Here is a 26,815-nt window from a genome sequence, read left to right as displayed (position 1 = left end):
TTTTTTTATGACTGCGTTTTCCTGGTGCTATTCTAGTTCTTTTATTGTGTGCCCGAGTAAGCTTGACGGTTCTAACTCTCTGGCAGAAATGTTCTGTAACTATTAAGTAGCGCACATGGAGGAGAAAGCCCGACTAGAAAAACAGTCCGGCTTTCTTAAAAGCTGTTTGGAGAGAAGGTCACGGGATGTTTCTGTATCATGGGCTGTCGCATCTTTTTGCAGAAAATCCGGAGCTGGCTTTTTTCCTATCAGTTGGTCTCGGTTGCTGGGTTGGGCGTATCAAGGTCGGGGTGTTCCAGCTCGGAGGTGTGGCTGGGTCATTGCTGATGGCCGTGCTGATTAGCCAATGTGGCGTGCATATTGGTTCCAGCCTCAAAACCGTACTGTTTGTTCTGTTCATCTATGCGGTAGGCTACCGGAGCGGGCCGGGGTTCTTTCGGTCATTAGGGCGGCAATCTCTCAGGGAGGTTGCTTTGGCTGCCATTATGGCGATCAGCGCATTTGTGACGGTGGTCGGAGTGGGGCGGCTGTTTCATCTGGATAAGGGCATGGCAGCCGGTTTGGCGGCTGGTGGGCTGACACAGTCTGCCATTATCGGCACGGCTAGTTCCGCTTTGGAGAAGTTGAGCTTGCCACTGGCGCAGGTGCAGCAGATGCAGGCTCATGTCGCTGTAGGCTACGCTGTGACGTATATTTTTGGGTCTATCGGGACTATCATTTTTTGTGTGAATATCCTGCCGCTCGTTATGCGTCGCAACATGCGGGATGATGCGCTGAAGGCGGGCTCATTGCCGGAGGAGGAAGTAGAGGAAAATGCTCTTCCGGCTATTCAGGATGAAGAAGCATCCCGGCAAGCTGCGCTACCTGTCGCTACGGACCTTGTTTATAACATGCTGGGCATGGCACTGGGGTTGATGCTCGGGCTGGTGGTTGTCCGATTAGGGGGTGTCTCTATCACGCTGGGCAGTGGTGGCGGGGCTTTGCTGTCTGGCCTGCTGTTTGGCTGGTGGCATGGGCGGCATCCTGCATATGGGGAAATGCCATCCTCTGTCTGCCTGCTTTGGGGCAGTTTTGGTCTAGCAGGGTTTGTCGCTGTGACAGGGTTGCAGACAGGTGGGCAGGTTGTGGAGATTATTACCCATCAAGGGGTGATGATTCTTCTGCTGGGCATGATCGTCACCATCGTGCCGCTCGTGGTGACAGCTCTTGCCGGGCGCTTTCTGTTGGGCTATCGGAATGTTGCTCTCTTTGCTGGAGCTCTGGCGGGGACACGCAGTTCCAACCCGGCTTTTGGCGAGGTTCTGGCCAAGGCTGGCCATAGCAGCCCCACCATTCCCTTTGCCATTACCTATGCTTTGGCCAATGTGCTGCTAACATTGCTGGGCCCACTTATTGTTGCTTTTGTGTAAAAAGGCCTCATCACCCATGACCATTCGCCGTATGCTGACCATCCTCAAAGCCCGCACGGGGGCCCGGCATTATGTCAAAACAGCTTGCTCTGCCGTTAGGATGCTGCCGCTGGGGGCTGGGCTGATGGCTGCTGCACCGGCTTCGGCAGATGTGGGGCAGGATGTGGCCCGCCTTCCTCGTGTGCTTGTTCTGGCAACGGGTGGAACCATTGCCGGTAAAGCCGATCCTCGTTCGGCCATTGGTTATGATGCTGGTTCTACAACGGGGCAGCAGCTTGTGGACGCTGTGCCGGGGGTGGAGCGGCTCGCTCACCTTCAGGTAGAGCAGATTGCTAATATTCCCTCACAGGATATGAACCATAAGGTCTGGTTCCGACTTGTCGAGCGCATCAATAAAGCCTTTGCCCAGCATGAGGCCGATGCCGTGGTCATCACCCACGGTACGGATACGATGGAAGAAACGGCGTTTTTCTTGGATACTGTTCTGCATCATGAGCAGCCTGTGGTGATGACGGGGGCCATGCGGCCCGGTTCGGCCATTAGTGCGGATGGCCCCGCCAATATTTATGAGGCCGTTAAGGTGGCAGCACATCCGCAGGCAAGAGGGCGTGGCGTGTTGGTGGTGTTGAACGACACTATCCACGCAGCACATTGGGTCAGCAAGGCTGACAGCACGGCCTTGCAGACATTTGTTTCCCGCAATGCGGGGCCGGTAGGGATTGTGGACCCGGCTGCTGTCCGATTTTATGGTCCTGCCCGGGCTCGTTTGTCCCTCCCGCTGCCGTCTGGTACGGACCTTCCCCCGGTGGATGTGATTTATGCTCATGCGGATATGGATGGTCGTCAGATTGATGATGCTATTCGTGCCGGTGTGAAAGGGATTGTCATTGCTGGGATGGGTGATGGCAATGTATCTGCTCCGGCTTTACAGGCGTTGGATAGGGCTGTTGCCGCCGGGCTGGTGGTTGTGCGGTCCAGCCGTGTTGGAGATGGTTTTGTAAACCGTGATGTAGAAGTGGATGACGATGCCCATCATTTTGTCGCCTCTTATGATCTGAACCCGCAGAAGGCTCGTCTGTTGCTCCAGCTTCTTCTGGCCGGTGGCGTGAAGGATGCTGTAGCCGTGCAGCATGTTTTTGCTTTTGGGTATTGATTGCCTCGTTACGTCTCTTACCTTGATGTAAACCGTCGGCAGATCGGCGTGAGCAAGGTTTAGGGAGGGTACAGGCATGGATGAAGCAGTGCAGAACGGAGAGGCGCAGTCCCGGATGTCCTCTGTTGCCCGCCTTACACGGCGTGGTCTGTTGGGAGGGCTGGCCGGATTAGCGGCCTCTCCCGCAGTAGGGCACGCCCTTGGATCCATCGTTTCCAGTCCAAGCGTGATTTCATCGCCACCCCGCACATGGGGGGTGGGTGATACACCAGCTAATCTGCCGGACCCGGATGTTTTGCCGCTGGACCCGTCTTTCGGGCTGGTAAATTACGGCAATTCCCCCTTGCGGAAGCTCTGGCAAGGGAGCGGCTGGCTGGAAGGCCCAGCTTGGTGCACGGTCGGGCGTTTCCTCCTGTTGAGCGATACGATCACAAGCTGTCAGTATCGGTATGATCCTGAAGATGGCCCACAGGGGCATATGAGCCTGTACCGCCGGCAGAGCTTTAATGCCAATGGTAATACATTCGATGCTGAAGGGCGGCTCATTACCTGCGAGCATGGGATGCGCCGGGTTATCCGCTGGGAGCATGATGGCAGTGTGAACGTACTGGCGGACCGTTATCGGGGGAAAACGCTGAATTCCCCTAATGATGTTGTCGTGGCCCCTGATGGCAGTATCTGGTTCACCGACCCCGCCTATGGGGATGGCGTGGTGGAAGGCCATGCCGATGTGGATGGCCCAGCCAACCCGCAGCGTCACCTTAATCCATATCTGGACGCAGAGCTAATGGCCCAATATGGCGGGCTACGGCGGCAGGAGGATCATACCTTCCGGGTTGATCCAAAGACTGGAAAGGTCGAGGCTGTATTGGGGCAGAAAGATGTAGCGGGGCCGAATGGCCTGTGCTTCTCGCCTGATGGTACTCGGCTTTATGTGGCGTCTTCTGGCGTTGCTGCCGGTTCGCAGCCGCCATTGCCTGATCATGCGATCCATGTGTTTGATATGAAGCAGGGACGCCCGACCAACGGGCGGCTTTTTACGGATTTCACACTGGCCGGGCGGGCCATGCGCCCTGATGGACTGCGCGCCGATGTGGAGGGTAACCTTTGGTGCGGGGCGTGGGGACCGCTAGGGCTGTGCGGTGTATTTATCTATAACCCGCATGGCCAGATGATTGGTCGCATCCGCCTTCCTGTTGGTTGCTCGAACCTCACGTTTGGTGGGCCGAAGCGCAATATTCTCTATATGTGCTGTGGCACGGCTTTGTTCAGTCTGATCACAGCAACGCAGGGTGCAGGTCATAGCTGACGGATTGTGAATGGGTTACCCACAGTTCTGGCGGATGGAATGGTGGATGATCTGGGGATGAGCGTGTGAATAGCGGGTATGGAAAACAGCGGCCTGTTCGCAGGGTTTTTTGAAGAGATAGGACAGACTGGTGATGAAACATCCGCAGACCATTCAGATTTTTCTACCTTCCGGCGATCCGCAGAGCCTGCGTATTGCTATGGTGACAACTCGTGTTGTCAGTATGATCGAGATTCCAAGGGCGCAGCTGGACCTCTTTCTGAAACGGCCAGAAGCTAATCAGGTTGGTATTTATTTTTTGTTTGGAGAGGATGATCAGACGGCGCAGCCCAAGGCTTATGTCGGCCAGACAGGTAAATTGGGCACGAGACTGAAAGAGCATAACGAAAAAAAGGACTTCTGGAATAGGGCGGTCGTGGCGGTATCGCTGACTGGTAATATTACGTTGACTCAAGCCTATTACCTGGAGGCGGAAGCCTTGGAAAAGGCCAGCGTAGTGGGTCGTTATGTGTTGGAGAATAAAACAACAGGTACATTGCCTCATACGCTCCCTGCTATGGAGGCAGAATGTCGTGAACTGTTTGAAACAATTCATGTTCTGCTGACCACTCTTGGGTATCCTCTTTTTGAGGCTATGGTTAAAAAATCTTCTCCGGATGGCTCATCAGTGATGGATGAGACTGATACGGCGGCGGCAGAGGTGTTTTTCTGCCAAGCAGAAGGGGTTGATGGACGTGGCTACTATACCGAGGAAGGTATGGTGGTTCTCAAAGGGTCATACGGCCGTAAGGCTAGTCCAGCCTTTGATAAGTCCTCGCCGAGCTGTGCTGCAAGGCGGCAGGCTGCCATTGAGGAAGGCGTGTTGACGTGGGATGAGGGACGACTGGTCCTGACACGAGATGTCGTTTTTAAAAATCCATCACCGGCAGCCAGTTTTCTGTTAGGGCGTTCCGCCAATGGCTGGACAGAATGGAAGAATAAAGAGGGGCGGACGCTGTCACAATGTGTTCGGGAGATAGGGTAGAGCGAGAAGCTAACCGGCCCAGCTTCTGATTCGAGAGAGATCAGCTAGGTGGGTTCAGATAGCCGAGGCGGCGCATGATCCCAACGCTATTAACCTCGTAAACAAGTGGCGTCCCGGTTGGGATTTCCAGAGTCCGGGCATCGTCTGGGTCAAGGCCGTTTAGATGGCCGATGAGGGCCCGCATGACTGTTCCATGCGTAATGACAAGCAGGGACTGGCCCTGCTGTAAGCTGGGGAGTAGCGTGTTCTGCCAGTAAGGGAGAACACGCTTTGTAGTCGTGGCCAGACTCTCCCCACGGGGGATGTCGGCCTTGGGGAGAGTGGCATAGCGGGGGTCATGGCCGGGATAGTGAGGGCTGCCCAAGGCTACGTCTGGCGGAGTGACGTCAAAGCCTCGCCGCCATTGCTGCACCTGTTCCCGCCCGTAGAGGGCGATGGTGTCTTCTTTGTTCAGCCCTTGTAAGGCACCGTAGTGACGCTCATTCAGGCGCCAGCTGTGATATTCTGGAAGCCAGACCTGATCTAGCTCATCCAAACAGTGATGAAGGGTGTGAATGGTCCGCTGGAGCATGGAGCAATGGGCGGCATCAAATTGGAGGCCACGCTCCCGCATCAGGCGGCCTGCTTTGCGGGCTTCTTCATGCCCCGTGGGGGAAAGGTCCAAATCATACCAGCCTGTAAAGAGGTTGGCTTCATTCCCCAGACTTTGCCCGTGGCGCATCAATACCAGTTTTGCCTGCGCCATGATGTCTTCCCCCGTTCCGTACAGCATATTTATGTCAGTCTGATCGTATCAAAATGTCAGGATATATCAGAGTAGGAAAGATGATAGGTATCATGATGGCGCATAGCTTATGATACTTGTCAGGACACTGAATATACGTCATCCCTTTTAAGAGTGATCATGCAGGAGAGGGTCTTATGACTGACCATCAGCAGAATAATCTTTTAAAACAAGAAGGTAATTGCGGAATCGTCATGGGGATTCTGATTGTCCTTACCGGTATTCTTATGGCAATGGCTCCCGTGTTGACCGTCGTTTCTTTGACGGCATTACTGGCTGTCGGGCTGCTGGTGACAGGCGTTTTTACGCTGGTGGATGTGTTCCGCCGTGCCGGTATGGAGCGTCGGATGCTTGATGGCCTTTTGGGGATTATCTGCATTATTTTGTCGTTTCTGATTTTCTTCAATCCCGTTGGCTCTGCTTTCGGGCTGACGATCTGGGTAGCCGCATGGTTCATCGTGCGTGGTGTGATGGAACTGGCCGGAATGGGGGCTTCCCCTTATGGGCGTAGCTTCATGGCGTTGGATGCCATCGTTAATATTGTTCTCGGTGTAACCCTGTTTTGCATGAATCCGATCGTGGCGCAGGCAGCTTTGGGGTATTATGTGGCGATCAGCCTGATGTTCTGGGGCTTTTCGGTGATTCACCGCAGCGTCCTCGTCAAGCACCTGAGCTAAGGCTTGTTTTCTTGGTAAAACAGTGTGGAGACCCGGCCTCTTATGGCCGGGTTTTTTGTAGGGGATCAGGGAGTTCCCAGTTCTTTGATGAGTGCAGCGGTAAATTGATCTGTCGTCGCTGTGCCGCCGAGGTCTCCCGTACGTGGGCCCTTCTGGAGAGTACGGGTGATGGCATTACGCAGGCGAGTGGCCAGAGCGTTATAGCCTGTATGGTCCAGCATGAGCGCACTGGCGAGGAGCAGAGCCGTTGGATTTGCTTTGTTCTGTCCAGCAATATCAGGGGCCGAACCGTGTACAGCCTCGAAGATGGCCATGTTTTCCCCGATATTGGCCCCCGGTGCCAGCCCTAGCCCCCCTGTCAGGCCGGATATCTGGTCGGAGAGAATGTCACCAAAAAGGTTCGTGGTGACAATCACGTCAAATTGAGATGGGTTCAGGCAGAGCTGCATAGCGCAGGCATCAACGATGCGTTCATCAAAAGCAATGCGGCCCTCATAACGGGCGGCGACTTTCCGGCCTGTTTCCAGAAACAGGCCACTCATTAGCTTGAGGATGTTAGCTTTGTGGACGAGCGTTACTTTTTTACGGCCATGCGCAAGAGCGTACTCAAAGGCGTGGGTCACGATGCGCTCACATTCTGCCCGTGTTGTGTAGCCGGCAGAAAGGGCCATCCCTTGGGGGTCATCCCCCTGTGGGAGGTAGTAGTCACGGGCAGCGTAGTAGCCTTCGATATTTTCCCGGATCAGCACAATATCCAGCCCATCATAACGGCGTAGATCGTCTCGGGGGATAAGTGTCCGGGCGGGGCGAATATTGGCGTAGAGGTCGAATTTCTGCCGTAACGTCACATTGACGGACCGAAACCCCGTACCGCTAGGTGTTGCTAATGGTGCCTTGAGGGCAAGGCGGGTACGTTCCAGACTCCGGAGAGTGGTATCTGGCAGAGGGGTGCCGTCTTCTTCCAAAGCGGCAACGCCGGCTTTTTGCTCGTCCCAGAGGAAGGGGGCACCAAGGGCCGCCAGAGTTCGTTTAGTGGCCTGTGTGATTTCAGGGCCGATTCCATCGCCGGGAATCAGGGTAACGGGGATAGGCTTGCCCGTTGTGGGGGATGCATGAGCCGACATAAGAACTCTCCCTGGAGATGGGGCCGGGTGCCCTTCTGTGACCATAGAGGACAAAACTATCTGCCCGGCCAGAAGAATAACTTCATCATGCTTCATAACGATGAGGCAAGGGTTGAGGCGGTAAAGTTCTTTTCATGAGGTTAGCTTCTTGCGGGTAGTGGGGATGTGTGTGTTACTCAAATATAACGATCACGGAATAAACTGGACTGCTCCGGTTGCTTTTCGCAGGGAGGCCGTATCATGGGCATTGGGGAAACAGCGATAGGGCACAAAGGTGCTGGCCAGTGGGTGCTTTGCAAGGCGGATGATTCTGCGCAGCCTATTCATCTAAGCAGCATGGAAGGCCAGATAGGGCCGGATGTAGTGGATATGCGGGGCCTTTACAAACAGGCGGGTGTGTTTTCTTACGACCCCGGCTTTGCCAATACGGCTGCTTGCCAGAGTGCCATCACCTATATCGATGGTGAGGAAGGCGTATTGCTCCATCGTGGCTATCCGATCGAGCAGCTTTGCGAAAAGGCGAGTTTTACGGATGTAGCTTGGTTGCTCTCGCATGGTGAATTGCCCGATGCCCAGCAGAAAGTTCGTTTTGAACAAGGCCTCATGGCCGAAGCCCACCTGCATGAGCAGATACGCAATTTCTTCAACGGGTTTCGGCGTGATTCTCACCCTATGGCTATGCTCTGTGGGACATTGGCTGGGCTTTCCAGCTTCTATGGCAATCAGGGGGCTGACCAGCGGCATCGCATCACGCCAGAGGAGCGGGAGATGTCCACGCTTCGTCTGGTGGCCAAAATGCCAACCCTTGCGGCATGGGTTTACCGCTATAGCCGTGGTTTGCCACTCATCTATCCCCGCCCCGGGCTGAGCTATGCGGAAAATTGCCTGCATATGCTGTTCTCCATGCCGGAAGCCCCATGGGCGGTGAACCCCGTTTTGGCCCGTGCCTTTGATAGGATTTTGATCCTTCATGCTGATCACGGGCAGAATGTTTCCACCTCCACCGTGCGGACGGTCGGTTCCACGGGGGTGAATCCATTTGCCTGCATTGCCGCTGGTGTGGCGGCCCTTTGGGGGCCTGCCCATGGCGGTGCGAATGAGGCTGTTCTGGACATGCTGGATGAGATCGGCACCGTAGACGGCATACCGGACTTCATGAACCGAGTGCGGAATCAGAAGGATGGAACGCGGCTGATGGGCTTCGGGCATCGTGTCTATAAGAAGCTAGACCCGCGGGCCGGGCTGATGCGGCGCATCTGCCATGAGGTTCTGGCTGAGCTGGGCATGGACCACGATCCCCGCCTTGAACTGGCCCTAAAGCTGGAAGAAACGGCCCTTAATGATGAATATTTCATCTCCCGGCGGCTTTATCCGAATGTGGATTTCTATTCCGGCATTATTCTGCGGGCGATGGGGATTCCATCTTCCATGTTCACGGTCTTTTTTGCGGTGGCCCGCACAGCAGGTTGGGTCGCCCAGTGGAAGGAGATGCTGGAGAGCCGCCCCGGCATCAGCCGTCCCCGAGCCCTGTATGTAGGGCAAACGAGGCGGGATGTTCCGTCTTCTTACGGCGCAGAGGACTGAGCGGGCAGATGCAGGAGAGCGGGGGATATCATGAGTGAGATGAACGGGGCCGGCGGGCAGCAACCTATTGCGTGGCAGATACTGGAGCATGAAGGGCAGAGCTATCGTTATGTGCCCCTTCCGCCGGTGTTGGCCGAAGCGGGAGAAAAGGCACGGCGTCTGCCTTATGCGTTGAAAATCGTGCTGGAGAATGTTCTGCGGCAGGGGCGGCATGATGCGGCTGCCTTGGTAACGGGCTGGGTTAAGAGTTGCCACTCTGAAGGCGAGATTCCCTTTTGCCCCGCCCGTATCCTGATGCAGGATTTTACAGGCGTGCCCGCAGTGGTGGACCTCGCCGCCATGCGGGATGGCATGAAGGCACTGGGAGGAGAGCCGGAAAAGGTCAATCCTTTCATCCCCGTAGACCTCGTGATTGATCATTCCGTGACGGTGGATGTGGCCGGGCAAAAGGATGCTCTAGAGCAGAATGTGGCCCATGAGTTCAGCCGCAACCGGGAGCGTTATAGCTTCCTGCGCTGGGGACAGCAGGCGTTTGATAATTTCCGGGTCATTCCACCAGAGGCAGGTATCTGCCATCAGGTGAATCTGGAATATCTGGCCCCGCTGGTCATGCAGCAAGAAGAAAACGGCGTAACGACCCTGTTCCCGGATACGGTTTTCGGAACGGATAGCCACACGACCATGATCAACGGCCTTGGTGTTCTGGGTTGGGGCGTTGGTGGGATTGAGGCGGAAGCCGCTGCCTTGGGTGAAGCTATCGCCATGCGCTTGCCTGATGTCGTGGGCGTGTATCTGGAAGGACGGCCCGCCCCCGGTGTGACGGCCACAGATATCGTGCTGACCTTGACAGAACAGCTGCGGGCGGAGGGTGTTGTCGGCAAGTTTGTGGAGTTTTTTGGGCCCGCACTGGACCATATGCCCGTGGCGGACCGGGCCACCATTGCCAATATGGCCCCAGAATATGGAGCGACCTGCGGCTACTTCCCCCCCGATGCGCTGACAATGGAGTATCTGGCCCTAACAGGCCGCTCAGCAGAGCATATTCACCTTGTGGAAGCCTATCTACGCACGCAAGGTCTGTTCCGTAAAGGTGAGGAGGAGCCGCTCTTTACCACCGTTCTGCGTCTGGACCTTGCCTCTGTAAAGCCCTCTGTCGCCGGGCCGAAAACGCCATCCCAGCGGCATGATCTATCTGCCGTGGCAGGGGCCAGCCGTGTTGCACTGGCTGCCGATAAGCAGGATGATGCCCGTCTGCCCATCCTTACGGAAGATGCAGCCCTTGCGGAGGAAACTTTGGGGGCCGGGGATGTTGTGCTAGCAGCGATTACCTCATGCACCAATACATCCAACCCTGCAGCCATGCTGACAGCTGGTCTTCTGGCACGAAAGGCCCGCCAGCGGGGGCTGAAAGTCGCAAGACGCATCAAGACCTCTCTGGCTCCGGGCAGTCAGGCCGTGACCCATTATCTAGAACGGGCAGGTCTGCTGGAAGATTTCAATGCGCTGGGCTTTGAGATTGTCGGTTATGGTTGCACGACCTGCATCGGCAATAGTGGGCCGTTGCAGGCTGACATTGCTCGGACGATCACGGAGCATGATCTGACAGTGGCTGCAGTGCTGTCGGGCAATCGTAACTTCGAGGGGCGTGTGTCCCCCTATACGAAGTTGAATTATATCACCAGCCCGCCACTTGTGATGGCCTATGCCCTCGCCGGGACTGTGACACGGGACCTGACAACTGAACCGCTCGGGCATGATGAGGCGGGGCAACCTGTCATGTTGGCCGATATCTGGCCTGATGAAACAGAATTAGCCCAGCTCATGGCGAAGTCTGTCGTGGCGGAGGCATTCGCCCGTGGCTATGCCACTGTGGAGCAGGGACCAGCCCAGTGGCAGACCTTAGGGGATGGTAAGGCCAGCGCAACCTTTGCGTGGGATGAAACCTCCACCTACATTCACTCCCCGCCGTGGTTGGAGGGTGATGTTGGCGTAGCGGGGCCGATCTGTAATGCTCGGATTTTGGCTCTTTTTGGGGATAACATTACGACAGATCATATCTCCCCAGCAGGGACGATTGCCGCTAGTTCGCCTGCAGCCCGCTATCTGGAGGAGCATGGTGTGGCTCCTGCGCAGTTTAATTCCTATGGTAGCCGCCGGGGAAATGACCTTGTTATGGCACGGGGGACGTTTGCCAATATTCGTATTCGGAATGAGATGATCCCCGGCAGTGAAGGCGGCATAACCCGCCATTGGCCCGACGGTGAGGAAGGGGCCATCTTCGATGTTGCTACCCGGTATCAGCAGGAGCAGGTACCGCTAGTCGTGATTGCTGGGCGGAATTATGGCATGGGGTCATCACGAGACTGGGCAGCGAAAGGGCCTCGTCTTCTAGGTGTGAAGGCCGTTATTGCGGAAGATTTTGAGCGGATTCACAGGGCCAATCTGGCCGGGATGGGGATTCTACCCATCATTTTCCCCAAGGGTGTGACACGCCAGTCGCTCGGCCTGACAGGGCAGGAGCAGGTGAGCATTGATCTTCCTGCCGCATTGGAACCCCGCCAGCCTGTCCGTGTGTGTTTTACGGCTCCTGATGGAGCGGAGCAGGTCATTCAGGCCACTCTCCAGCTGGAGACAGAGGTTGAGCTGGCCTATATCGCCCAAGGTGGCATTCTTCCTTATGTGTTGCGGCGCATTGCTGTGGCTGCTGGAGCTAGTGTGTAGCCCTGAGTTTTCCTGATGATGTGAGGGCCTGTTGGTGTTACGGTAACGGAGCTGACCCGTAGTAAGGAGAAAAAAAGATGTTCAGACGCTCTCACGCCGTCATGGCAGGAATGGCAGTAGCTGGGATGCTGTCTGTCCTGCCTGCTTTTGCTGCCGGGTCGAAGGATAATCGGGCTGCGGCTGTGGAGGCTGTAACGGAAAAAGGGGGCGGCCTGCCAGAGATCATGGCGGCCGAACATCCGGGGGTTGCCGCACGGTCTGCTTTTGCAGGGCCTTGGCGGTATGGTTGTGCTTATCCAGCCAAGGGTAGCCGTCAGGGCACGCAGTTCTGTACCATCCAGCTGGAGCATATGGCAGGCACCACAATGGATAGCGGATTCTTTCTGCTGGCCCATGCCACGCCAGACCTCATCAAAAAGCCACTGGCCCAGCAGCCGTGGCAGATCAGCCTGAATCTGCCGACACGCCTGCCTTTCGATATGAAGGCTGGTCTGCAGTTGAGCGTGGATAACGGGCATGCCGTGCCTCTGGCGTTGCAGTCTTGTGATGAAACGGGCTGCATGGCCCAGAAGGAGCTTCCTGCTCCGATTGTGCTCGCTCTTGCTTCTGGTAAGACGGCCCAGCTGACGGCAAAAACGAAGACAGGCGCGCCGTGGGCTTATGTGTTCCAGCTTTCGGATATTCAGATGGGGATGCAGCAGCTTGCGGGCTGGCTGGAGCGTGGCGAACTGAATCCGTGAGGTATTGGTTAGCCTTCAGCCTTTCCTGTCACGGCGGATGAGTAGCAGGAAGGCGAGGCTGAGTAGCGAGGCTAAGCCGATAGTCGTAGCCATGGGGCGGGGCGTGCCATCAGCCATCAGTCCCACCATGCCAGAGCCGATGATGCCGCTGCCGTAATGGACAGCACCCGTCATGGCCGAGACTGTACCTGCATGGCCGGGGTCATCATGCAAGGCACCGGAAAGGGAGTTGGCTACAATGAATCCCGCCATGGCAACGAAGAGGAATAGGGGGATGAACATTCCCCATATCCCGCCAAAATCGGTCCAGACATCGATCATCAGCCAGAGGGAGACCACAACACTGATGGCAACCCCCATGATCAGGAGCTTGTCACTCCCCCATGCACGAACCAGCCGGGCGTTGATCATATTGGCGGCCATGATGCCAACAATCCCCATGCCGAAGAGCAACGCATAGAGCAGGGAAGAGGCATGATGATAGCTGATGTAGGCAAAGGGTGAACCGGAAATATAGGCGAATGTTCCAGCATAATAGCAGCCACCTGCCCCGGCATAGCCGATCAGGCGGGGGCGGCGGATGAGCTGGGCATAATGGGAAAAGGCATGAAGGACAGAATGAGGCCGTTCCTTCTGTTTTGGCAGGGTCTCCGGTAGGAAGACCATGCTGCCTAGCATGATGATACCTACACAGACCAAGCTGACGAAAATAGCCCGCCAGCCCCAAAAGGCCAGAATTTGCCCGCCAATGAGCGGTGCAAGCAGGGGTGTTATGGCCGTGACGGTCATTAATGTGGAGAGCATTTGCGCAGCACGGTGACCATGATAGAGGTCTCGCACCATAGCCCGGGCAATGACGACATTGGCACAGGCCCCAATGGCTTGAAGGATGCGGAACGCAATGAGTGTTGTGATGGAATCCGCAAGGGCACAGCCTGCCGAGCCGAGCGTGAAGAGAACTAGCCCCAGGGCGATGGGCAGCCGCCTGCCATAATGATCACTGACTGGCCCCCAGATGAGCTGGCTGGAACTGAACCCGACCAGATACCCCGAGATCGTCCATGCCATTTCTCCGCCAGGTGCCTGTAGGGCCTGCGACATAGTGGGCATAGCGGGCAGGTAAAAATCGGTAGAGATGGCCGCAAAACCCATCAGAATACTGAGAATCCCCAGTAGGCGAAGCGGATGGGCAGCTGATGGCGATATGGGGGCAGAAGACATGTTTCAAGAGATGTGGGGCCGGCGTCTTTCTGTCAAGCGATGCTCCGATTTGGAGCTGGATATGATCGTATCGCAGCACGATCTTGCAATGACGGCATAAATTGGCACGATGATTCTTTGATGATGGATGGTGCAGCTCATCCGGTAGCGGTATGCCGAGCCGGTGGAAAGAGAGGAGAGAAGGCCATGCCCATAAACAAGCAGAATGAGGGACAGTGTCCCCCCATGCATGGGCTGGCACGGCGTGCCCGTGTGGCGTCCGGAATTTTGTCCGTATGTCCGGTAGAGCAGCGTACAGCGGCCCTACGCCATGTGGCTACAGGGTTGCGGAATGAAACGGAGGCCTTGCTGGCTGCTAATCGCTGGGACCTTGAGCAGGCTAATCTCAGCCCGTTCTTCCGGGAGCGGCTGACCCTGACAACGGAACGGCTTGAGAGCGTTGCTAGTAGCGTGGATGCTCTAGCGGGTATGGAAGACCCGGTGGGGCAGGTTCTTGCTGCATGGCAGCAGCCCAATGGCCTGAAGTTGCGCCGTGTGGCTACGCCGCTTGGTGTGCTGGGTATGATCCATGAGGGGCGGCCCACCGTTGGGGTGGATGCGGCAACTTTGGCCATCCGGTCCGGCAATGTTCTATTGTTGCGGGGCGGGCCGGAGAGTTTTCATAGCACACGGGCCCTACATAGTGTGATTCAGCAGGGGCTGGCCCGTGCTGGCTTGCCAGAGGACGCCGTGCTTATGGTGCCAGATGCCGGACCGGAGCATGTGGAGGCCATGCTCCGTGCGGTAGGGTTAATTGATGTGATTGTGGTTCGTGGCGGGCGTGCACTTGTGGAGCATGTGCAGGCCGAGGCCCGTGTGCCGGTTCTGGCCCATGCTGCGGGGATGTGCCACAGTTATGTTCATCAGGCAGCAGACCCGGTGCTAGCCAGAAAGGTCGTGCGTAACGCCAAGCTCCGCCGTCCCGGTATTTGCGGGGCTACGGAAACGCTTTTGATTGATGCAGCGATTGCTCCAACCTTTTTGCCGAACATTGTGGCTGATCTAGCAGCGGAGGGCTGCACTTTTCGGGCGGATGAGGCGGCCCGTGCGATCCTGCCAGATCTGCCAGCCGCTACTGAAGATGACTTCGCCACAGAATGGCTGGATAGGATTTTGAACATTGCCGTCGTGGAAGGGGTAGATGCCGCTCTGGCACATATTGCCCGTTTCTCGTCCCGTCATACGGAGGCGATCCTGACGGAAGATGAGGCTGTAGCGCAGTATTTCATGCAGCGTGTTCCCAGTGCCATCGTGATGTGGAACACCTCAACGCAGTTCAGTGATGGTGGTGAATTTGGCTTGGGTGGGGAAATTGGCATTATGTCAGGCCGTATGCTACCCCGTGGCCCAGTTGGCCCAGCACAGCTGATGACATATCGTTATGAGGTGCATGGGCAAGGACAGTTGCGTCCGTAATATGCCCGCTATGGCAGGGCGGTCTCCCATCGTGAAATTAATAGATATGAAATCATTTCCCAAAAGCAATATTCTGTGCCTAAATGTTTTTATATCGAAATAAGATGATCGGATATGGGGAGTATAGTCTATGGGATCGTTCTGGCCCCTCGTTTTCTTGCCCCTACGATGACGTTGGACATATGTTGATTGGCGTGCTGGGGTCATGACGTTTATTGGGACGTTGCTGGCTTTTGTGATCGTTTGTATTGCTGTCATGATCTTGCGGTTTCGTGCGCCGGAGATGGAGTGTTGCTTTACGGTGCCGGGTGGGGCGTTGTTCATTCCACTGGCGGGGGCGTTGTCCTGCGGTGCTGTGATGATGTCCATGGATGGTATCACATGGGCACGGTGATGATCTGGCTGGTGATCGATGGCGGTATTTATCTGGTCTATGGGCGGGTATCACGGCCGTGTAAATGGATCGTAAGCGGGAATGGTGGCTTGGGCCGATAGGGTAGAGGGTGATCTGTCGCCATTGTTGCAGAATGGCATTATAATCAGCTGATGTATTTCCGTGGTCGTAACATTTTCTGGATTATTGGTCCGACATGAGATAATAAGCCGCCAGAACAGCCTAGAAAAAGGACGGACATGGCGGTGAGGGTGCAGAAACTGCTTTATGCGGCAGCAATGTCAGCTGGTGTTTTTGCTGCGCCTAAAGCCTATGCTGATATTTCTTTGTTCTCCCGCAAGGATATTACCATCAACGCCGCCCTCGATATCGGGGGCGATGCGTTTTATTTTCCCAATGCCAATTTTGGTACTGGCTCTTATGCGCCGCATAAGTCGGGTTATTCACGCACAAAAAATGTCACCCTGGCCGAGCTTTATGGCCAGCCCATGCTTTCGGGCACATGGCAAACCCCGTGGGGTTTCTCAGTGTTCGGACTGGTATCTGCCATTGGGTCCACAACCCTAGGGGATGGTGATGCTGAAAGCGTGAGCCAGACCTCGGGCACGCCCCGGCAGGTGAATCTTGAAGATGCTAATCTGGGTGTGAAGATTCCTCTCAACGGAAAGAGGCGGCTGATCATAGAAGGGGGGCGGCAGAGGTTCCAGATTGATGATGGCTTCCTCATGGGGAAGGGGGCCTACAGCTCAGGCGAGCGTGGGGCGTGGTGGTATGCCCCTCGTTTTGCCTTTTCCGGGCCCGGTGTCCTGAAATATGAGGGGCAGTCTATCCGGTCGGATGTCTTCATGCTGGAGAATAACAGTAATAACCGCCAAACTTACGGGAATGACAAGCCGGAAACAAAGTTCGTCGGGTTTGATGTTACCCTCTTCCGTAGCAAACCGGGCGGAGATGGTGGAAGTACCTACGGGGACAGAGCGGCTTATGTCACGCTGACTTATTTCTATGTCCGTCATGCCGATAAGGGAGCAGCTTACGACTACTCCAACAGGGCGGACAGGCAGGGCATGAGCGTGACAGCTCTCAGTTGGGGCGGCACACCGTTCGCTATGAAGAGACATCCTTTTACAAAGAATGTCACATTCTATGGCAATTTTGTTTCCGAGCAGAACAGCCACGCAGGCAATGGCTATAAGGGCGTCAGCGCATATGCCGTGTATGTGGAACCCGGCTATACATTCGCTAACCTGCCATGGCGGCCGCATGTTTTCTACCGCTATACCCGCTTCAGCGGTGGGAAGAACCCGCATAGCCGGACGAAGCATAATTACGATACGTTCTTTCTTTATGATGGTGCCCGATACACTTATGGCGGCTATTGGCCGGGTGAAATCGTAGGGAACAACATGTCCCCGCTCTCCAATATGGAGGTTCAGCAGTTTGATATTACTGGGGTGCCGCCTGTCCATCTGCTGAAGAAGGATGATGAGCTGAAACTCGGCCTGCATTTTTATGATCTCGCTTATCTCTACCCTACCGGGGCGGGCCTCCCAGCGGGAACGAAGCGGCATATGTCAGATGAGGTTAATGTTTCAGCCGAATATGCCCTTGATGCGAACACATCTGGTGCGATTGCTGCTGGGGCGGCTTTTTCTGGTCCGGGTGGGCGGGCTTTGGCCAAGGATGGCGTGCCAGCTGGGCAGGGCATACCGAGGATTCATGGTGTTTCTGGCGTGCTGGAAGTGTATTTTTATAAACATTTCTGATTTTTTTTCTGGTGAATGCCACTCTGCCGACCAGAAAGAGTGCAGCGGAGCAGAAAGGTTAATAAATTGCCTACCAGAGCGTCATTTTAGAGTGTAATTTCTGGAGGACATGACAAAGAAAAAACTATATATCATAAGTAAATTATAGATTGTTTTGATATATAGACCGGTCAAGCGATAGACATTTAGGAATTATTCTGCAATGAAATGAAGAAGAATATTCCTAAAAGGTTTTTCATATGTCATCAAAAATGCGGAAGCTCTTCGTTTCGTTGGCCGCTTTGGGCAACGTCTATGCGATTTCTGACGCTTATGCTGACCAAACACTTGTTTCTACAAAGAATATCTCGATCAAGGCTTCTCTGGATATTGGGGGGGATGCATTCTTTCTGCCAAATACTAATTACGGTACAGGCTCTTACCGTGAGCGGCGGACAGGTGGTTATGCCTTGATCAAGGACACAACCTATGCCGAGCTGTATGGCAAGCCCATAATTGCTGGGCAATGGAAAACCCCGTGGGGTTTCAGTGTATTCGGGCAGGCTTCAGCCATTGGGTCTACGACATTGGGGGACGGGGATGCTGAGAGCGTGTCCCAGACCACACGAACCCCTCGTGCCGTTACGTTGGAGGAAGCCAATCTGGGAATAGATTTGCCCTTCAATAGTGAGAGAAAGCTGATTATCGAAGGGGGGCGGCAGAAGTTCCAGATTGATGATGGCTTTTTGATGGGGAAAGGGGCTTATAGCTCTGGCGATCGTGGTGCGTGGTGGTATGCGCCCCGGTTTGCTTTTTCTGGGCCGGGTGTCATCAAGTATCAGGGTAAGAAGCTCCGTGCGGATGTCTTCATGTTGGAGAATAATACCAATAATAAGCAGAACCGGAATTATGACCGCCCAGAGACAAAGTTCGAAGGGTTTGACATTACATGGTTCCGAAGCAAGCCGGGCGGGGATGGTGGCTCTTCCTATGAGGATAGAGCAGCTTATCTGACGCTGGCTTACTTTCATGTGCGTAAGGCAAATATCGGTGCTGCCTATGACTACGCCAATCGTGGAGACCGTCAGGGCATGAATGTAACCCAGTTGGGTTGGGGCGGTACGTTTGTGCCGATCAAGGCGTTAGGAATTTCGAAGAATTTCACCCTCTACGGCACGTTCGTTTCTGAGCAAAACAGCCATGCCGGAAATGGGTATAAAGGGGTCAGTGCCTATGCAACCTACATAGAGCCGGGCTACACATTCACGACCCTGCCGTGGAAGCCTCATATCTTCTATCGCTATACCCGCTTTAGTGGGGGAAAGAACCCACAGAGCCGGACAAAGCATAATTACGATACGTACTTTTTGTACGATGGTCGCCGCTATACATATGGTGGGTTTTGGCCGGGAGAGATTACGGGTATGTATCTCTCTCCACTCTCCAATATGGAGGTGCATCAGGTGGATTTGACGGGTGTCCCGCCTGTTCATCTGCTGCGGAAGGAGGACGAGCTGAAGCTAGGTCTGCATTTTTATGACCTGTCTTTTCTCTACCCCACGGGCTCTGGGTTGCCGAGTAATGTCGGGAGCCATATGTCAGATGAGCTTGATTTCTCCGCAGAATATACGTTTGATGGTAATACATCGGGAGCGATTACCGGTGGCGTCGCTTTTGCGGGGCCAGCGGGGAAAGCACTGGCAAAGTCGGGTGTGCCGAGTGGCATGGAAATCCCTCCTATCCACGGAACGTCCGGTGTGCTGGAGCTGTATTTTTATCGTCATTTCTAGTAGGGGCAGGGTTTTATGCTGTTCCGGCTTCCCTTTTGAGAGGGGATGTTACAAAATGGGAATGACTTAGCGGGGAGCCTACCATCCATGGGATGGGCAACTTGCACAGCCAACTATTCATAAGGACCTTTTCATGAAGGAACCCACCACTGACCAGACTCTGTCCGAAGATAAAGGACTTTCGAGTCGTCATATTGCGATGATCGCCCTTGGCGGCGTGATTGGCGCCGGGCTGTTTGTCGGGAGCAGTGCCGCCATCGCCAAAGCGGGGCCGGGCATCGCACTTGTTTTCGTGGCCGTTGGATTCCTGATTATGGCGATCATGCGGATGCTTGGCGAGATCGTTGTCAGTGACCCTGGCCGTGGCTCTTTTGTGGAGTATATCCGCCTCGCCCATGGGGATCGGATCGGCTTTGCCTCTGGCTGGCTGTACTGGTTCTTCTGGGTAGTTGTGATTGGCTCGGAAGCTATCGCTGGTGCCATGATGCTGCGGGACTGGATTCATCTGCCGGTCTGGCTGCTGGCTGTCGTGCTCATTCTCTGCATGAAGCTCGTCAACTTCTTTGCGCCTAAGATCTTTGGTGAGTGTGAGTTCTGGCTCTCCAGCGTCAAGGTCTTCACCATTGTGGCCTTTATCCTGCTGTCGCTGCTGTTCGTTCTGCACGTGTTTGGGCCAGGTGTTCCTGTTCATCATAACCTGTTCGGCCAGCGTGGTCTGTTCCCGAATGGTGTCGTGCCGTTGCTAGCACTGGTGCCGACCGTGCTGTTCACCATGATGGGATCCGAGATCTCCACCGTGGCAGCCTCCGAGACGTCTGACCCGGGTGAGAATGTCTCCCGTGTGACACGGACGCTCGGCCTGCGTATCATGATGTTCTACGTCTCCTCCATCTGCTTGATCACGATGATCGTTCCGTGGTGGACACTGTATCCGGGTAAGTCCCCGTTCGTGGCCGTGCTCAAGATCATGGGTGTGCCGGGTGCTGCGCTGATTATGCAGATTGCTATTCTCAGTGCCGTTCTGTCCTGCCTGAACTCCAGCATGTACATTACGTCTCGTATTCTGACAGAGCTGGCTATTCAGGGTGATGCTCCTGCTTTCTTGGTGCGTACATCACCGGACAAGGCCCCTCGTATGGCCATTACGATCAGCTCTGGTGCTGGTTTGTTGGTGGCATTCTCCTCGATCTTTGCACCGAGTGAGATTTTTGGCTTCCTGCTGAACTGTAGTGGTGGTCTTATCCTGCTGACGTATGCTCTGATCTCCACCACATACATCGTGCTGCGTGGTCGTAGTAAGAGAGCCGGGACCAGCAAGCATTTTGCGCTGCCGCTTTACCCGTATTTCAGCATCCTGTGTCTGGTTGCCATTGTTCTGGTGTTTGTGGCCATGCTGATCAATCCAGCCGAGCGTGAAACAGCCTTTGCCTCCCTCGGCACGGCGGTGGTCTGCTACCTGATGGCTTGTAACTTCGCTAGCCGTCTGGCCCCTGTAGCGACAACGGAAGAGCCTGCCTCCACAGAGGAACAGGCTGAAAAAGAAGGCGAATAATTTTGATGGGGGAGGGTAAGCCCTCTCCCAGAAAGGTTTATCTTCGGGAAGAACGGATCTGCTCGTCAGGTCCGTTCTTTTTTTATGTTTGAACAGGAAGGAGGGAGCTGTTCAGCCTAGGGAAACCAGTATGGCCCCCAACCCGATAAATGCGATACCTAGCCAGCCTTTAACGGAGAGCTGCTCTCCCAGCACTGTGACGCCAAGGATGGCAACAAAGACGACACTTAGCTTGTCGAGTGGGGCGACACGGGCGGCATCCCCCATTTTGAGCGCACGGAAATAACATAGCCATGAGGCTCCCGTTGCTAGCCCAGAGAACAGCAGGAACAGGCAGGCCCGTGGGTTGAAGCCTTCGGTGTTATGGAACTTGCCTGTTACCATCAGGATCGTGCCCAGTACGCCAAGAATGACCAGTGTACGGATAAAAGTGGCAAGGTCGGAATCAAGAGTGCTGACGCCTATCTTAGCGCAAAGGGCTGTCAGTGCCGCAAAACCAGCCGAAAGCAATGCCCAGAAAATCCATGAGGAAGAAAGCATGATGATGTGGCCTCTCTGGTGTCTCGATAATGGAAGTTCGTCTAATGAGTAGAAGACCAAGGGGGGTACTTCCAGCCCAGTTATAGGCGAGAGTTATGGGCTGATCTTGCTGCACGATAGTTTTTACCTGCCAGATGCTTCCGTTCTCTCCGTGTGGTTTTTGCCATATATGTGGCGGAATTTTGGGCGTTGAGAGTGTGCATAAAATGCGAATGAGAATCAATTTTCAATTGCACAAGAGGTTTCATCTATCTTAGTAATAAGAATCATTTACAACTAGCAGGGCCATCATGATCCCGTCCATTCTCTCTAGAAAGCTGCAATCCCGTTTGTTGCACGGCGTTACACAGGCTGTAGCGATTGGTGCTCTGTCTTTCGTTATGGCTACTGCGGCTTATGCCCGTGCGCCGATGGTCAATCTGGGGAATGCGGCGGCAGCTGGTGATGAGAATGCGGATGGCCCTTTTGGTTTTCTTTCGAACTGGAAACGTGATTCCAATCTGCTTGGCAGCATGTGGGGGTTGCGGACAGCCATGGGGAAGGCGGGGCTGGTGTTCGCGTTGCAGGAGACGTCAGAGATCTTCGGCAATGTGACGGGGGGAACACGTAAGGGAGCCGCTTATGATGGGCTGACCGTAGCCGTATTGCAGCTCAACACACAGCGTGCCTTTGGCTGGTATGGGGGTACCTTTCAGGTCAGTATGGAGCAGATACACGGGCGTAATCTGAGTGACGATAACTTGCAGGTCGTTCAGACAATCAGCGGTATCGAGGCCGATCGTTCCACACGCTTATGGGAAATGTGGTTTGACCAGAAATTCCTCGACCAACAGGCTTTGGACATCAAAATAGGCCAGCAGAGTTTGGATCAGGAATGGATGGTCAGCAGCAATGCGCTTGTCTTTGCTAATACGATGTTTGGCTGGCCGATGGTGCCCTCTGCTGACCTGCCCGGAGGCGGCCCGGCCTATCCGTTATCCTCGCTGGGGGTACGGGCAAAATACTGGATGGCCACACCATTATATGTGCAGGCTGGTGTATTCAGTGGCAGTCCTGCCCATAATGTTAGTGTGGATGCGCAGAAGAGCAACCGGTCCGGGACCAGCTTTGTTCTAAACCGTGGTGTTCTGGCTCTTGTCGAGTTCCAGTATGTTTATCCTGCTCTCGGGGCGATGGTCTCACCAGATCAGGCCGATGCGCTTTCTCGGGTATATCGTCTCGGTGCATGGTACGATTCCGAGCCTTTTTATGATCAGTATTGGGACAATACCCATATTCCACTTGCTTCCCCGGCGAGTAGCGGGGTGCCCCGTCAACATCGTGGTGCTTTCAGCTTATATGCGGTTGTGGATCAGATGCTGTGGCATAGCCATTATGACCCTAATCGGACATTCAATGTTTTTGGGCGGGCAATGGGGACGCCGCAGTCCAGCCGTGTTCCGAATGACTTCAGCCTGAACTTTGGGTTTACGTTAAAAGACCCGCTGCCGTACCGTCAGGATGATACGTTAGGCCTTGCCATGGGCTATACGCATTTCAGTAAAGCACTAGCCAAGTTCGACAAGGCGACCCGGTTTTATAGTGGGGCCTACACGCCTGCCCAGAGTGGGGAAACCTACATGGAGCTGATGTATCAGTGCCAGATGACAGGTTGGCTCCAGCTACAGCCCGACTTCCAGTATATTTTCAATCCGTCAGGTGGTGTTCCGAACACCCTCCATCCTGACAGGCGTGTGAAGGACATTGCGGTCCTTGGTCTACGCGCAAACATTGCCCTGTAGGAGGCCTCTCATGAAGTGTGTGTTTTACCGAATGTTACCGGGGCTGGTCTGTCTGACGGTGGCCCTAATGTGTGGCCAGCAGGCAGGAGAGGCCGCACCAAGGGGCTTTCTGGAGACTATCCATCGTCATGCCATGCTGGCCTCCACCAGTCCGGGGAATGGAGACCTCAATCCTTACGCCATTTATCTCGTGCCGCAGGATGTGGGCGGCCTGAAGAAGGATGAGGTTCTTATTACCAACTTCAATAATGTAAATAATCTACAGGGGACAGGGACAACGATTGTCGCTTACTCTCCCGTTACTAAGAATATACGACTCTTTGCCAGTGCGCCGGCCAATCTACCAGCCTGTCCGGGAGGGATTGGCTTTACGACAGCACTGACGGTTCTGAAGTCCGGCTGGGTTATTGTAGGTAGTACACCAAGCAAGGATGGCACAACAGGCACGAAGGGGGACGGATGCCTGCTTGTCTTCGATGCCAATGGAAAATTCGCTACTGCATGGAAGGGGCCGGATATAACAGGGCCGTGGGGAAATATTGCGAGTATTGATAACGGGGATACGGCAACGCTCTTTATTTCCATGGCGGCGGCAGGGCTGCCAAGCCCTTATGTTTTGGACCCCGTAACGCACTACCCGCCTATCTTGCATAATGCGACTGTTCTGCGTTTCAATCTGCATATTCCCCAGGGGCAGCCCCCAGTTCTGGATAAGCAGACGATCATTGCAAGTGGTTTTGCTGGCCGTGCCGACCGTGATAACTTCCTCTTCGGGCCGACGGGGCTCGCTTTGGATAGTGATGGCACATTGTACGTTACGGATGGTTACGATGAAGAAGTGACCGCCATTGATGATGCAGTAAACCGGACAACGCCTGTCACACGGAAAAATGATGCGGTAGGGCGTGTCATTACCAAAGGGCAGCTTCTTAACTGGCCATTGGCGATGATCTGGGTGCCGGGGCATCACCTTCTAGTAGCAAACGGGCGCAACGGGCAGGTTGTTGAGATTGACCCGGTAGCGAAGAAGCAGCTCTACGCGCAGTGGGTTGATAATGATCAGGCACAGCAGCCTCCCGGTAACGGGGACCTGTTCGGTCTAGCCATGACGCCGGATAATAAGGGTTTCTATTATGTCGAAGACGATATGAATACCCTCAATGTTGCCCTCCCGTGAGAGTAGAGCCATGACATTTTTTCTTTCCCGTCGTCGTCTTCTGGGTGGGGCGTTGGGGCTGGCAGGGCTGGAGTTGATGAAACCGACAGTCAGCTTTGCGCTGCCTGCCCGGATACAGCATCAGCCCGGCATTACACTACCGCAGTTACCGTTTCTGTATTTCATCACGTTTGATCTTACGACAGACAAGAAATCCGACATAGCGGCCCTCATGCGGAAATGGACAGAGGCTGCCGATGCCTTGATGAAGCATGAATCAGCCCCTCATCTTGTTGATTCCGGAGATGTGGAAGGGCTGGAGCCCGGCACTCTGACCCTTACTTTTGGTTTTGGTCCGGGGTTGTTCATGAAGGATGGGAAAGATCGGTATGGTCTGGCGGCCTGCCGCCCAGCCCCGTTGGAGGATCTGCCTCGTTTTACAGGGGATCAGCTTGTTCCTGCCCATACAGGGGGGGATCTATGCGTGCAAAGCTGTGCAACAGACCCGCAGACGGCCTTTCATGCCATACGCATCCTAGCCCGTTTGGCCGATAATATCGCAACACCGCGCTGGGCACAGACGGGCTTTTCCCCGGATTTTGCGAAGCACCAGACGGGTCGTAACCTCATGGGCTTTAAGGATGGGACCATACAGCCTGATATTACTAACCCTGCTGTGGCGGATCGTGTGTTGTGGGCAGCCCCTACGGATAAACCGTGGATGCAGGGTGGGACCTACCTTGTAGCCCGCATTATTCGCATCGCTCTGGAACATTGGGACAGGACGAACACGGGTTTTCAGGAACAGACAATGGGGCGTCAGAAGCAGAGCGGTGCCCCTATTGGGGGACATCATGAATATGAACCATTAACGCTGAAGCAGACGGATAAAGACGGCAACCCTATTACGCCTGAAAATGCCCATGCCCGCCTTGCTGCGCCGCAGGAGAATGGTGGAGCAGAGTTGCTGAGGCGGTCTTATTCCTACGATAATGGCCTAAGTTACATTGCCGAACGCTGGCCCCCGTGGCGGCAGGGCAATGAGTTCGATGCGGGGCTGATGTTTCTTGCTTATCAGCAGGACCCCCGCACAGCCTTTACGAAGATATTTGAGCGTATGTCTAAGTTCGACATGATGAACCAATACACAACCCACATCGGCAGCGGCCTTTTCGCCTGTCCGGGGCGTATGGAGGGTCATTATGTGGGGGAGGAGCTGCTGGGGTGAGGTGAAAGCTCTTCGTCCGTTGGGCACCGTTATAGGGTGTAGGGCAGGTAGTGCTCGGCTCTCTTTCATCCGGTTACGAGATGTCAGAGGCTTAATTTCACACTGGAGACGAGGCAGGTGCCGGGTACGTTGCCACGATGGAAGTTGTGAAGGAAAGACAACGGCAAGGGGCTGAAATATGCCCCATTGTGATCGATTTTAGGATTTTTGATGGTGGACCCGGCGCGATTCGAACGCGCGACCTTTGCCTTCGGAGGGCAACGCTCTATCCAGCTGAGCTACGGGTCCCCGTTGGCGGTACTTTTAACGGGAAGGAGCCTGTTTGCCTAGCCCTTAATCTGTTCTTTTTTCCATTCTATTTAGCGTGTCTGCTCCAGCCAGAGCCACATAGTGGCGGCACTGTCCCCGCCGGAGGGCAGAAAATGGCCCGGCTGCTCCAACCACGAGATGATGTCTTTGGCCGGGCGGTCATGTGGTTCACGGGTGATGAGGTGATAACCACGGGGCAGCTCATCTAACCGGAAGAGGTGTTGAGGGGCCCGCTGGATAAGGTGACCTGTGGCCGAGGCCGGGACAAATTGGTCTCGGTCCCCCCAGATAAGCAGGGTTGGTGCCTGTACAGAGGGCACGGCCTCCAATGCACGGGCCATTAGATGCGTCAGCCCTCGCAGGGCGTGAACGTTTGTCTCGTGGCGGGTTAGGGGGTCGAAGAACATGCGGCGCATGGCCGTGAGATTGCCCGTGGCGACATGATGTCCCGGTACATGCGCACCCGTTAGCCGTGCCTGCGGTGTTATGAGGTTCCAGCCTTCTAGAAGGGTCTGCCACGGCTCGCCAATCGACAGGATGGCCGGGGCTAGTAGGATCAGCCCATTAGGGCGGGGTACAGGCAAGTTCGCACTGGTGAGGAGGGCAAGGGCACCGCCCATGCTTTCCCCCATCAGATAGAGGGGCTGGCCGGGCCAGCGATGTTGGCACCAGCGTACTTCTTCCACGGCATCGGCAATCATCCGGTCTGTCGTGCTCCAGTTCCCTTTAACCGGGAACTCACCAAAGCTACGCACATCCGGTGCGACAATCAGAAACCCCGCCTTGTTCAGGGCAGGAGCCATGACTTCCCATGCATCCCGGCTGTCCCCGAAGCCATGAAAGGCCAGAATAACGCCCCGAAGAGGGGGCGTTGGTATATTTGGTATATAAAGCCGTACTGGAGCCTGCTTGCCATCGGAGAGAGCAATCTGCGTACTGGCAGGGATGAAGGCAGCCTCGGCAGTGCGGTGGGGCAAAGTCTGGGGGGCAGGCAGTGTCTGGCACCCCTCAAGCAAAGCCACGAGCAGAAATACGGCTATGACAGATAGGGGACCGTTTTTAAAACGTCGGAAATCGGCTAGAGAAGAAAGCATCTGCAAGACTGATCTGCCAGCATGG

Annotated in this window: 21 protein-coding genes and 1 tRNA gene; 16 read left to right on the top strand and 6 right to left on the bottom strand. The window is 55.0% G+C overall.

Features of this window, described 5'->3' with window-relative positions:
* Positions 1-185 precede the first annotated feature (185 nt).
* The 4 genes from CPA57_RS03380 (at position 186) to CPA57_RS03365 (ending at position 4,895) form a co-directional block, all read left to right on the top strand.
* Positions 186-1,409, top strand: coding sequence for an aspartate-alanine antiporter-like transporter (locus CPA57_RS03380; protein WP_182081430.1), 1,224 nt, complete (start codon positions 186-188; stop codon positions 1,407-1,409).
* A 16-nt stretch (positions 1,410-1,425) separates the two neighbouring features.
* The gene (locus CPA57_RS03375; RefSeq protein WP_229709210.1) at positions 1,426-2,562 is read left to right on the top strand and encodes an asparaginase; all 1,137 of its coding nucleotides are present in this window, start codon (positions 1,426-1,428) and stop codon (positions 2,560-2,562) included.
* Positions 2,563-2,638: 76 nt separating this feature from the next.
* Positions 2,639-3,871, top strand: coding sequence for an SMP-30/gluconolactonase/LRE family protein (locus CPA57_RS03370; RefSeq protein ID WP_229709209.1), 1,233 nt, complete (start codon positions 2,639-2,641; stop codon positions 3,869-3,871).
* Between the two features lie 133 nt (positions 3,872-4,004).
* Complete coding sequence (locus CPA57_RS03365; protein WP_182081429.1) at positions 4,005-4,895, top strand: GIY-YIG nuclease family protein; 891 nt, start codon at positions 4,005-4,007, stop codon at positions 4,893-4,895.
* Between the two features lie 40 nt (positions 4,896-4,935).
* Here the strand turns inward: CPA57_RS03365 and gpmA are convergent, their stop codons facing one another.
* Positions 4,936-5,640: a 2,3-diphosphoglycerate-dependent phosphoglycerate mutase gene (gene gpmA / locus CPA57_RS03360; protein WP_182081428.1), complete on the bottom strand. Its 705-nt coding sequence runs from the start codon at positions 5,638-5,640 to the stop codon at positions 4,936-4,938.
* Positions 5,641-5,816: 176 nt separating this feature from the next.
* On the opposite strand from gpmA, the gene CPA57_RS03355 reads away from it, so the two are divergent.
* Positions 5,817-6,356: an HdeD family acid-resistance protein gene (locus CPA57_RS03355; protein ID WP_182081427.1), complete on the top strand. Its 540-nt coding sequence runs from the start codon at positions 5,817-5,819 to the stop codon at positions 6,354-6,356.
* 65 nt (positions 6,357-6,421) lie between these two features.
* On the opposite strand, the gene CPA57_RS03350 is transcribed toward CPA57_RS03355, so the two are convergent.
* Positions 6,422-7,480, bottom strand: coding sequence for an isocitrate/isopropylmalate dehydrogenase family protein (locus CPA57_RS03350; protein WP_182081426.1), 1,059 nt, complete (start codon positions 7,478-7,480; stop codon positions 6,422-6,424).
* Between the two features lie 240 nt (positions 7,481-7,720).
* Between CPA57_RS03350 and CPA57_RS03345 the strand changes: the two genes are divergently transcribed.
* From CPA57_RS03345 to CPA57_RS03335, 3 genes are all read left to right on the top strand, one after another.
* Positions 7,721-9,064 (top strand): citrate synthase, encoded by a 1,344-nt coding sequence (locus CPA57_RS03345; protein WP_182081425.1) that lies wholly within the window; start codon positions 7,721-7,723, stop codon positions 9,062-9,064.
* Positions 9,065-9,103: 39 nt separating this feature from the next.
* Complete coding sequence (acnA, locus tag CPA57_RS03340; RefSeq protein ID WP_182081804.1) at positions 9,104-11,785, top strand: aconitate hydratase AcnA; 2,682 nt, start codon at positions 9,104-9,106, stop codon at positions 11,783-11,785.
* Positions 11,786-11,862: 77 nt separating this feature from the next.
* Entirely contained in the window at positions 11,863-12,525 is a 663-nt protein-coding gene (locus tag CPA57_RS03335) for an invasion associated locus B family protein (protein WP_182081424.1), read from the top strand.
* A 15-nt stretch (positions 12,526-12,540) separates the two neighbouring features.
* Here the strand turns inward: CPA57_RS03335 and CPA57_RS03330 are convergent, their stop codons facing one another.
* Positions 12,541-13,746: a multidrug effflux MFS transporter gene (locus CPA57_RS03330; RefSeq protein WP_182081423.1), complete on the bottom strand. Its 1,206-nt coding sequence runs from the start codon at positions 13,744-13,746 to the stop codon at positions 12,541-12,543.
* A 186-nt stretch (positions 13,747-13,932) separates the two neighbouring features.
* On the opposite strand from CPA57_RS03330, the gene CPA57_RS03325 reads away from it, so the two are divergent.
* The 5 genes from CPA57_RS03325 to CPA57_RS03305 all read left to right on the top strand — a co-directional run bounded on the left by CPA57_RS03325 (position 13,933) and on the right by CPA57_RS03305 (position 20,682).
* Positions 13,933-15,201, top strand: a complete 1,269-nt coding sequence (locus CPA57_RS03325; RefSeq protein WP_182081422.1) for a glutamate-5-semialdehyde dehydrogenase — start codon at positions 13,933-13,935, stop codon at positions 15,199-15,201.
* A gap of 205 nt (positions 15,202-15,406) precedes the next feature.
* Complete coding sequence (locus CPA57_RS03320) at positions 15,407-15,595, top strand: hypothetical protein (protein WP_182081421.1); 189 nt, start codon at positions 15,407-15,409, stop codon at positions 15,593-15,595.
* 239 nt (positions 15,596-15,834) lie between these two features.
* Entirely contained in the window at positions 15,835-17,361 is a 1,527-nt protein-coding gene (locus tag CPA57_RS03315) for an alginate export family protein (protein WP_229709208.1), read from the top strand.
* A gap of 239 nt (positions 17,362-17,600) precedes the next feature.
* Entirely contained in the window at positions 17,601-19,130 is a 1,530-nt protein-coding gene (locus CPA57_RS03310) for an alginate export family protein (RefSeq protein WP_229709207.1), read from the top strand.
* A gap of 133 nt (positions 19,131-19,263) precedes the next feature.
* Entirely contained in the window at positions 19,264-20,682 is a 1,419-nt protein-coding gene (locus tag CPA57_RS03305) for an amino acid permease (RefSeq protein WP_182081420.1), read from the top strand.
* A 111-nt stretch (positions 20,683-20,793) separates the two neighbouring features.
* Here the strand turns inward: CPA57_RS03305 and CPA57_RS03300 are convergent, their stop codons facing one another.
* Positions 20,794-21,222 carry an EamA family transporter gene (locus CPA57_RS03300; protein ID WP_182081419.1) on the bottom strand — a complete coding sequence of 143 codons (429 nt, stop codon included), beginning with the start codon at positions 21,220-21,222 and terminating at the stop codon, positions 20,794-20,796.
* Positions 21,223-21,512: 290 nt separating this feature from the next.
* Between CPA57_RS03300 and CPA57_RS03295 the strand changes: the two genes are divergently transcribed.
* The 3 genes from CPA57_RS03295 to CPA57_RS03285 are packed head-to-tail and all read left to right on the top strand — an operon-like array spanning position 21,513 to position 25,387.
* Positions 21,513-23,003: a carbohydrate porin gene (locus CPA57_RS03295; RefSeq protein ID WP_182081418.1), complete on the top strand. Its 1,491-nt coding sequence runs from the start codon at positions 21,513-21,515 to the stop codon at positions 23,001-23,003.
* Between the two features lie 10 nt (positions 23,004-23,013).
* Complete coding sequence (locus CPA57_RS03290; RefSeq protein ID WP_229709206.1) at positions 23,014-24,180, top strand: NHL repeat-containing protein; 1,167 nt, start codon at positions 23,014-23,016, stop codon at positions 24,178-24,180.
* Between the two features lie 10 nt (positions 24,181-24,190).
* Positions 24,191-25,387, top strand: a complete 1,197-nt coding sequence (locus tag CPA57_RS03285; RefSeq protein ID WP_182081416.1) for a Dyp-type peroxidase — start codon at positions 24,191-24,193, stop codon at positions 25,385-25,387.
* A 211-nt stretch (positions 25,388-25,598) separates the two neighbouring features.
* Here the strand turns inward: CPA57_RS03285 and CPA57_RS03280 are convergent.
* Together CPA57_RS03280 and CPA57_RS03275 are read right to left on the bottom strand one after the other, a co-directional pair.
* A tRNA-Arg gene (locus tag CPA57_RS03280) sits at positions 25,599-25,675 on the bottom strand.
* Between the two features lie 71 nt (positions 25,676-25,746).
* A complete protein-coding gene (locus tag CPA57_RS03275) occupies positions 25,747-26,790 on the bottom strand; it encodes an alpha/beta fold hydrolase (protein ID WP_229709256.1) in 1,044 nt (347 codons plus the stop codon).
* Positions 26,791-26,815: the final 25 nt, after the last annotated feature.

Origin of the sequence: Bombella favorum, assembly GCF_014048475.1 — a bacterium.
In the GTDB taxonomy this organism is placed as follows: domain Bacteria; phylum Pseudomonadota; class Alphaproteobacteria; order Acetobacterales; family Acetobacteraceae; genus Bombella; species Bombella favorum.
The sequence above is the reverse complement of the archived record's forward strand: the minus strand, read 5'-3'. Positions and strand labels throughout refer to the sequence as shown.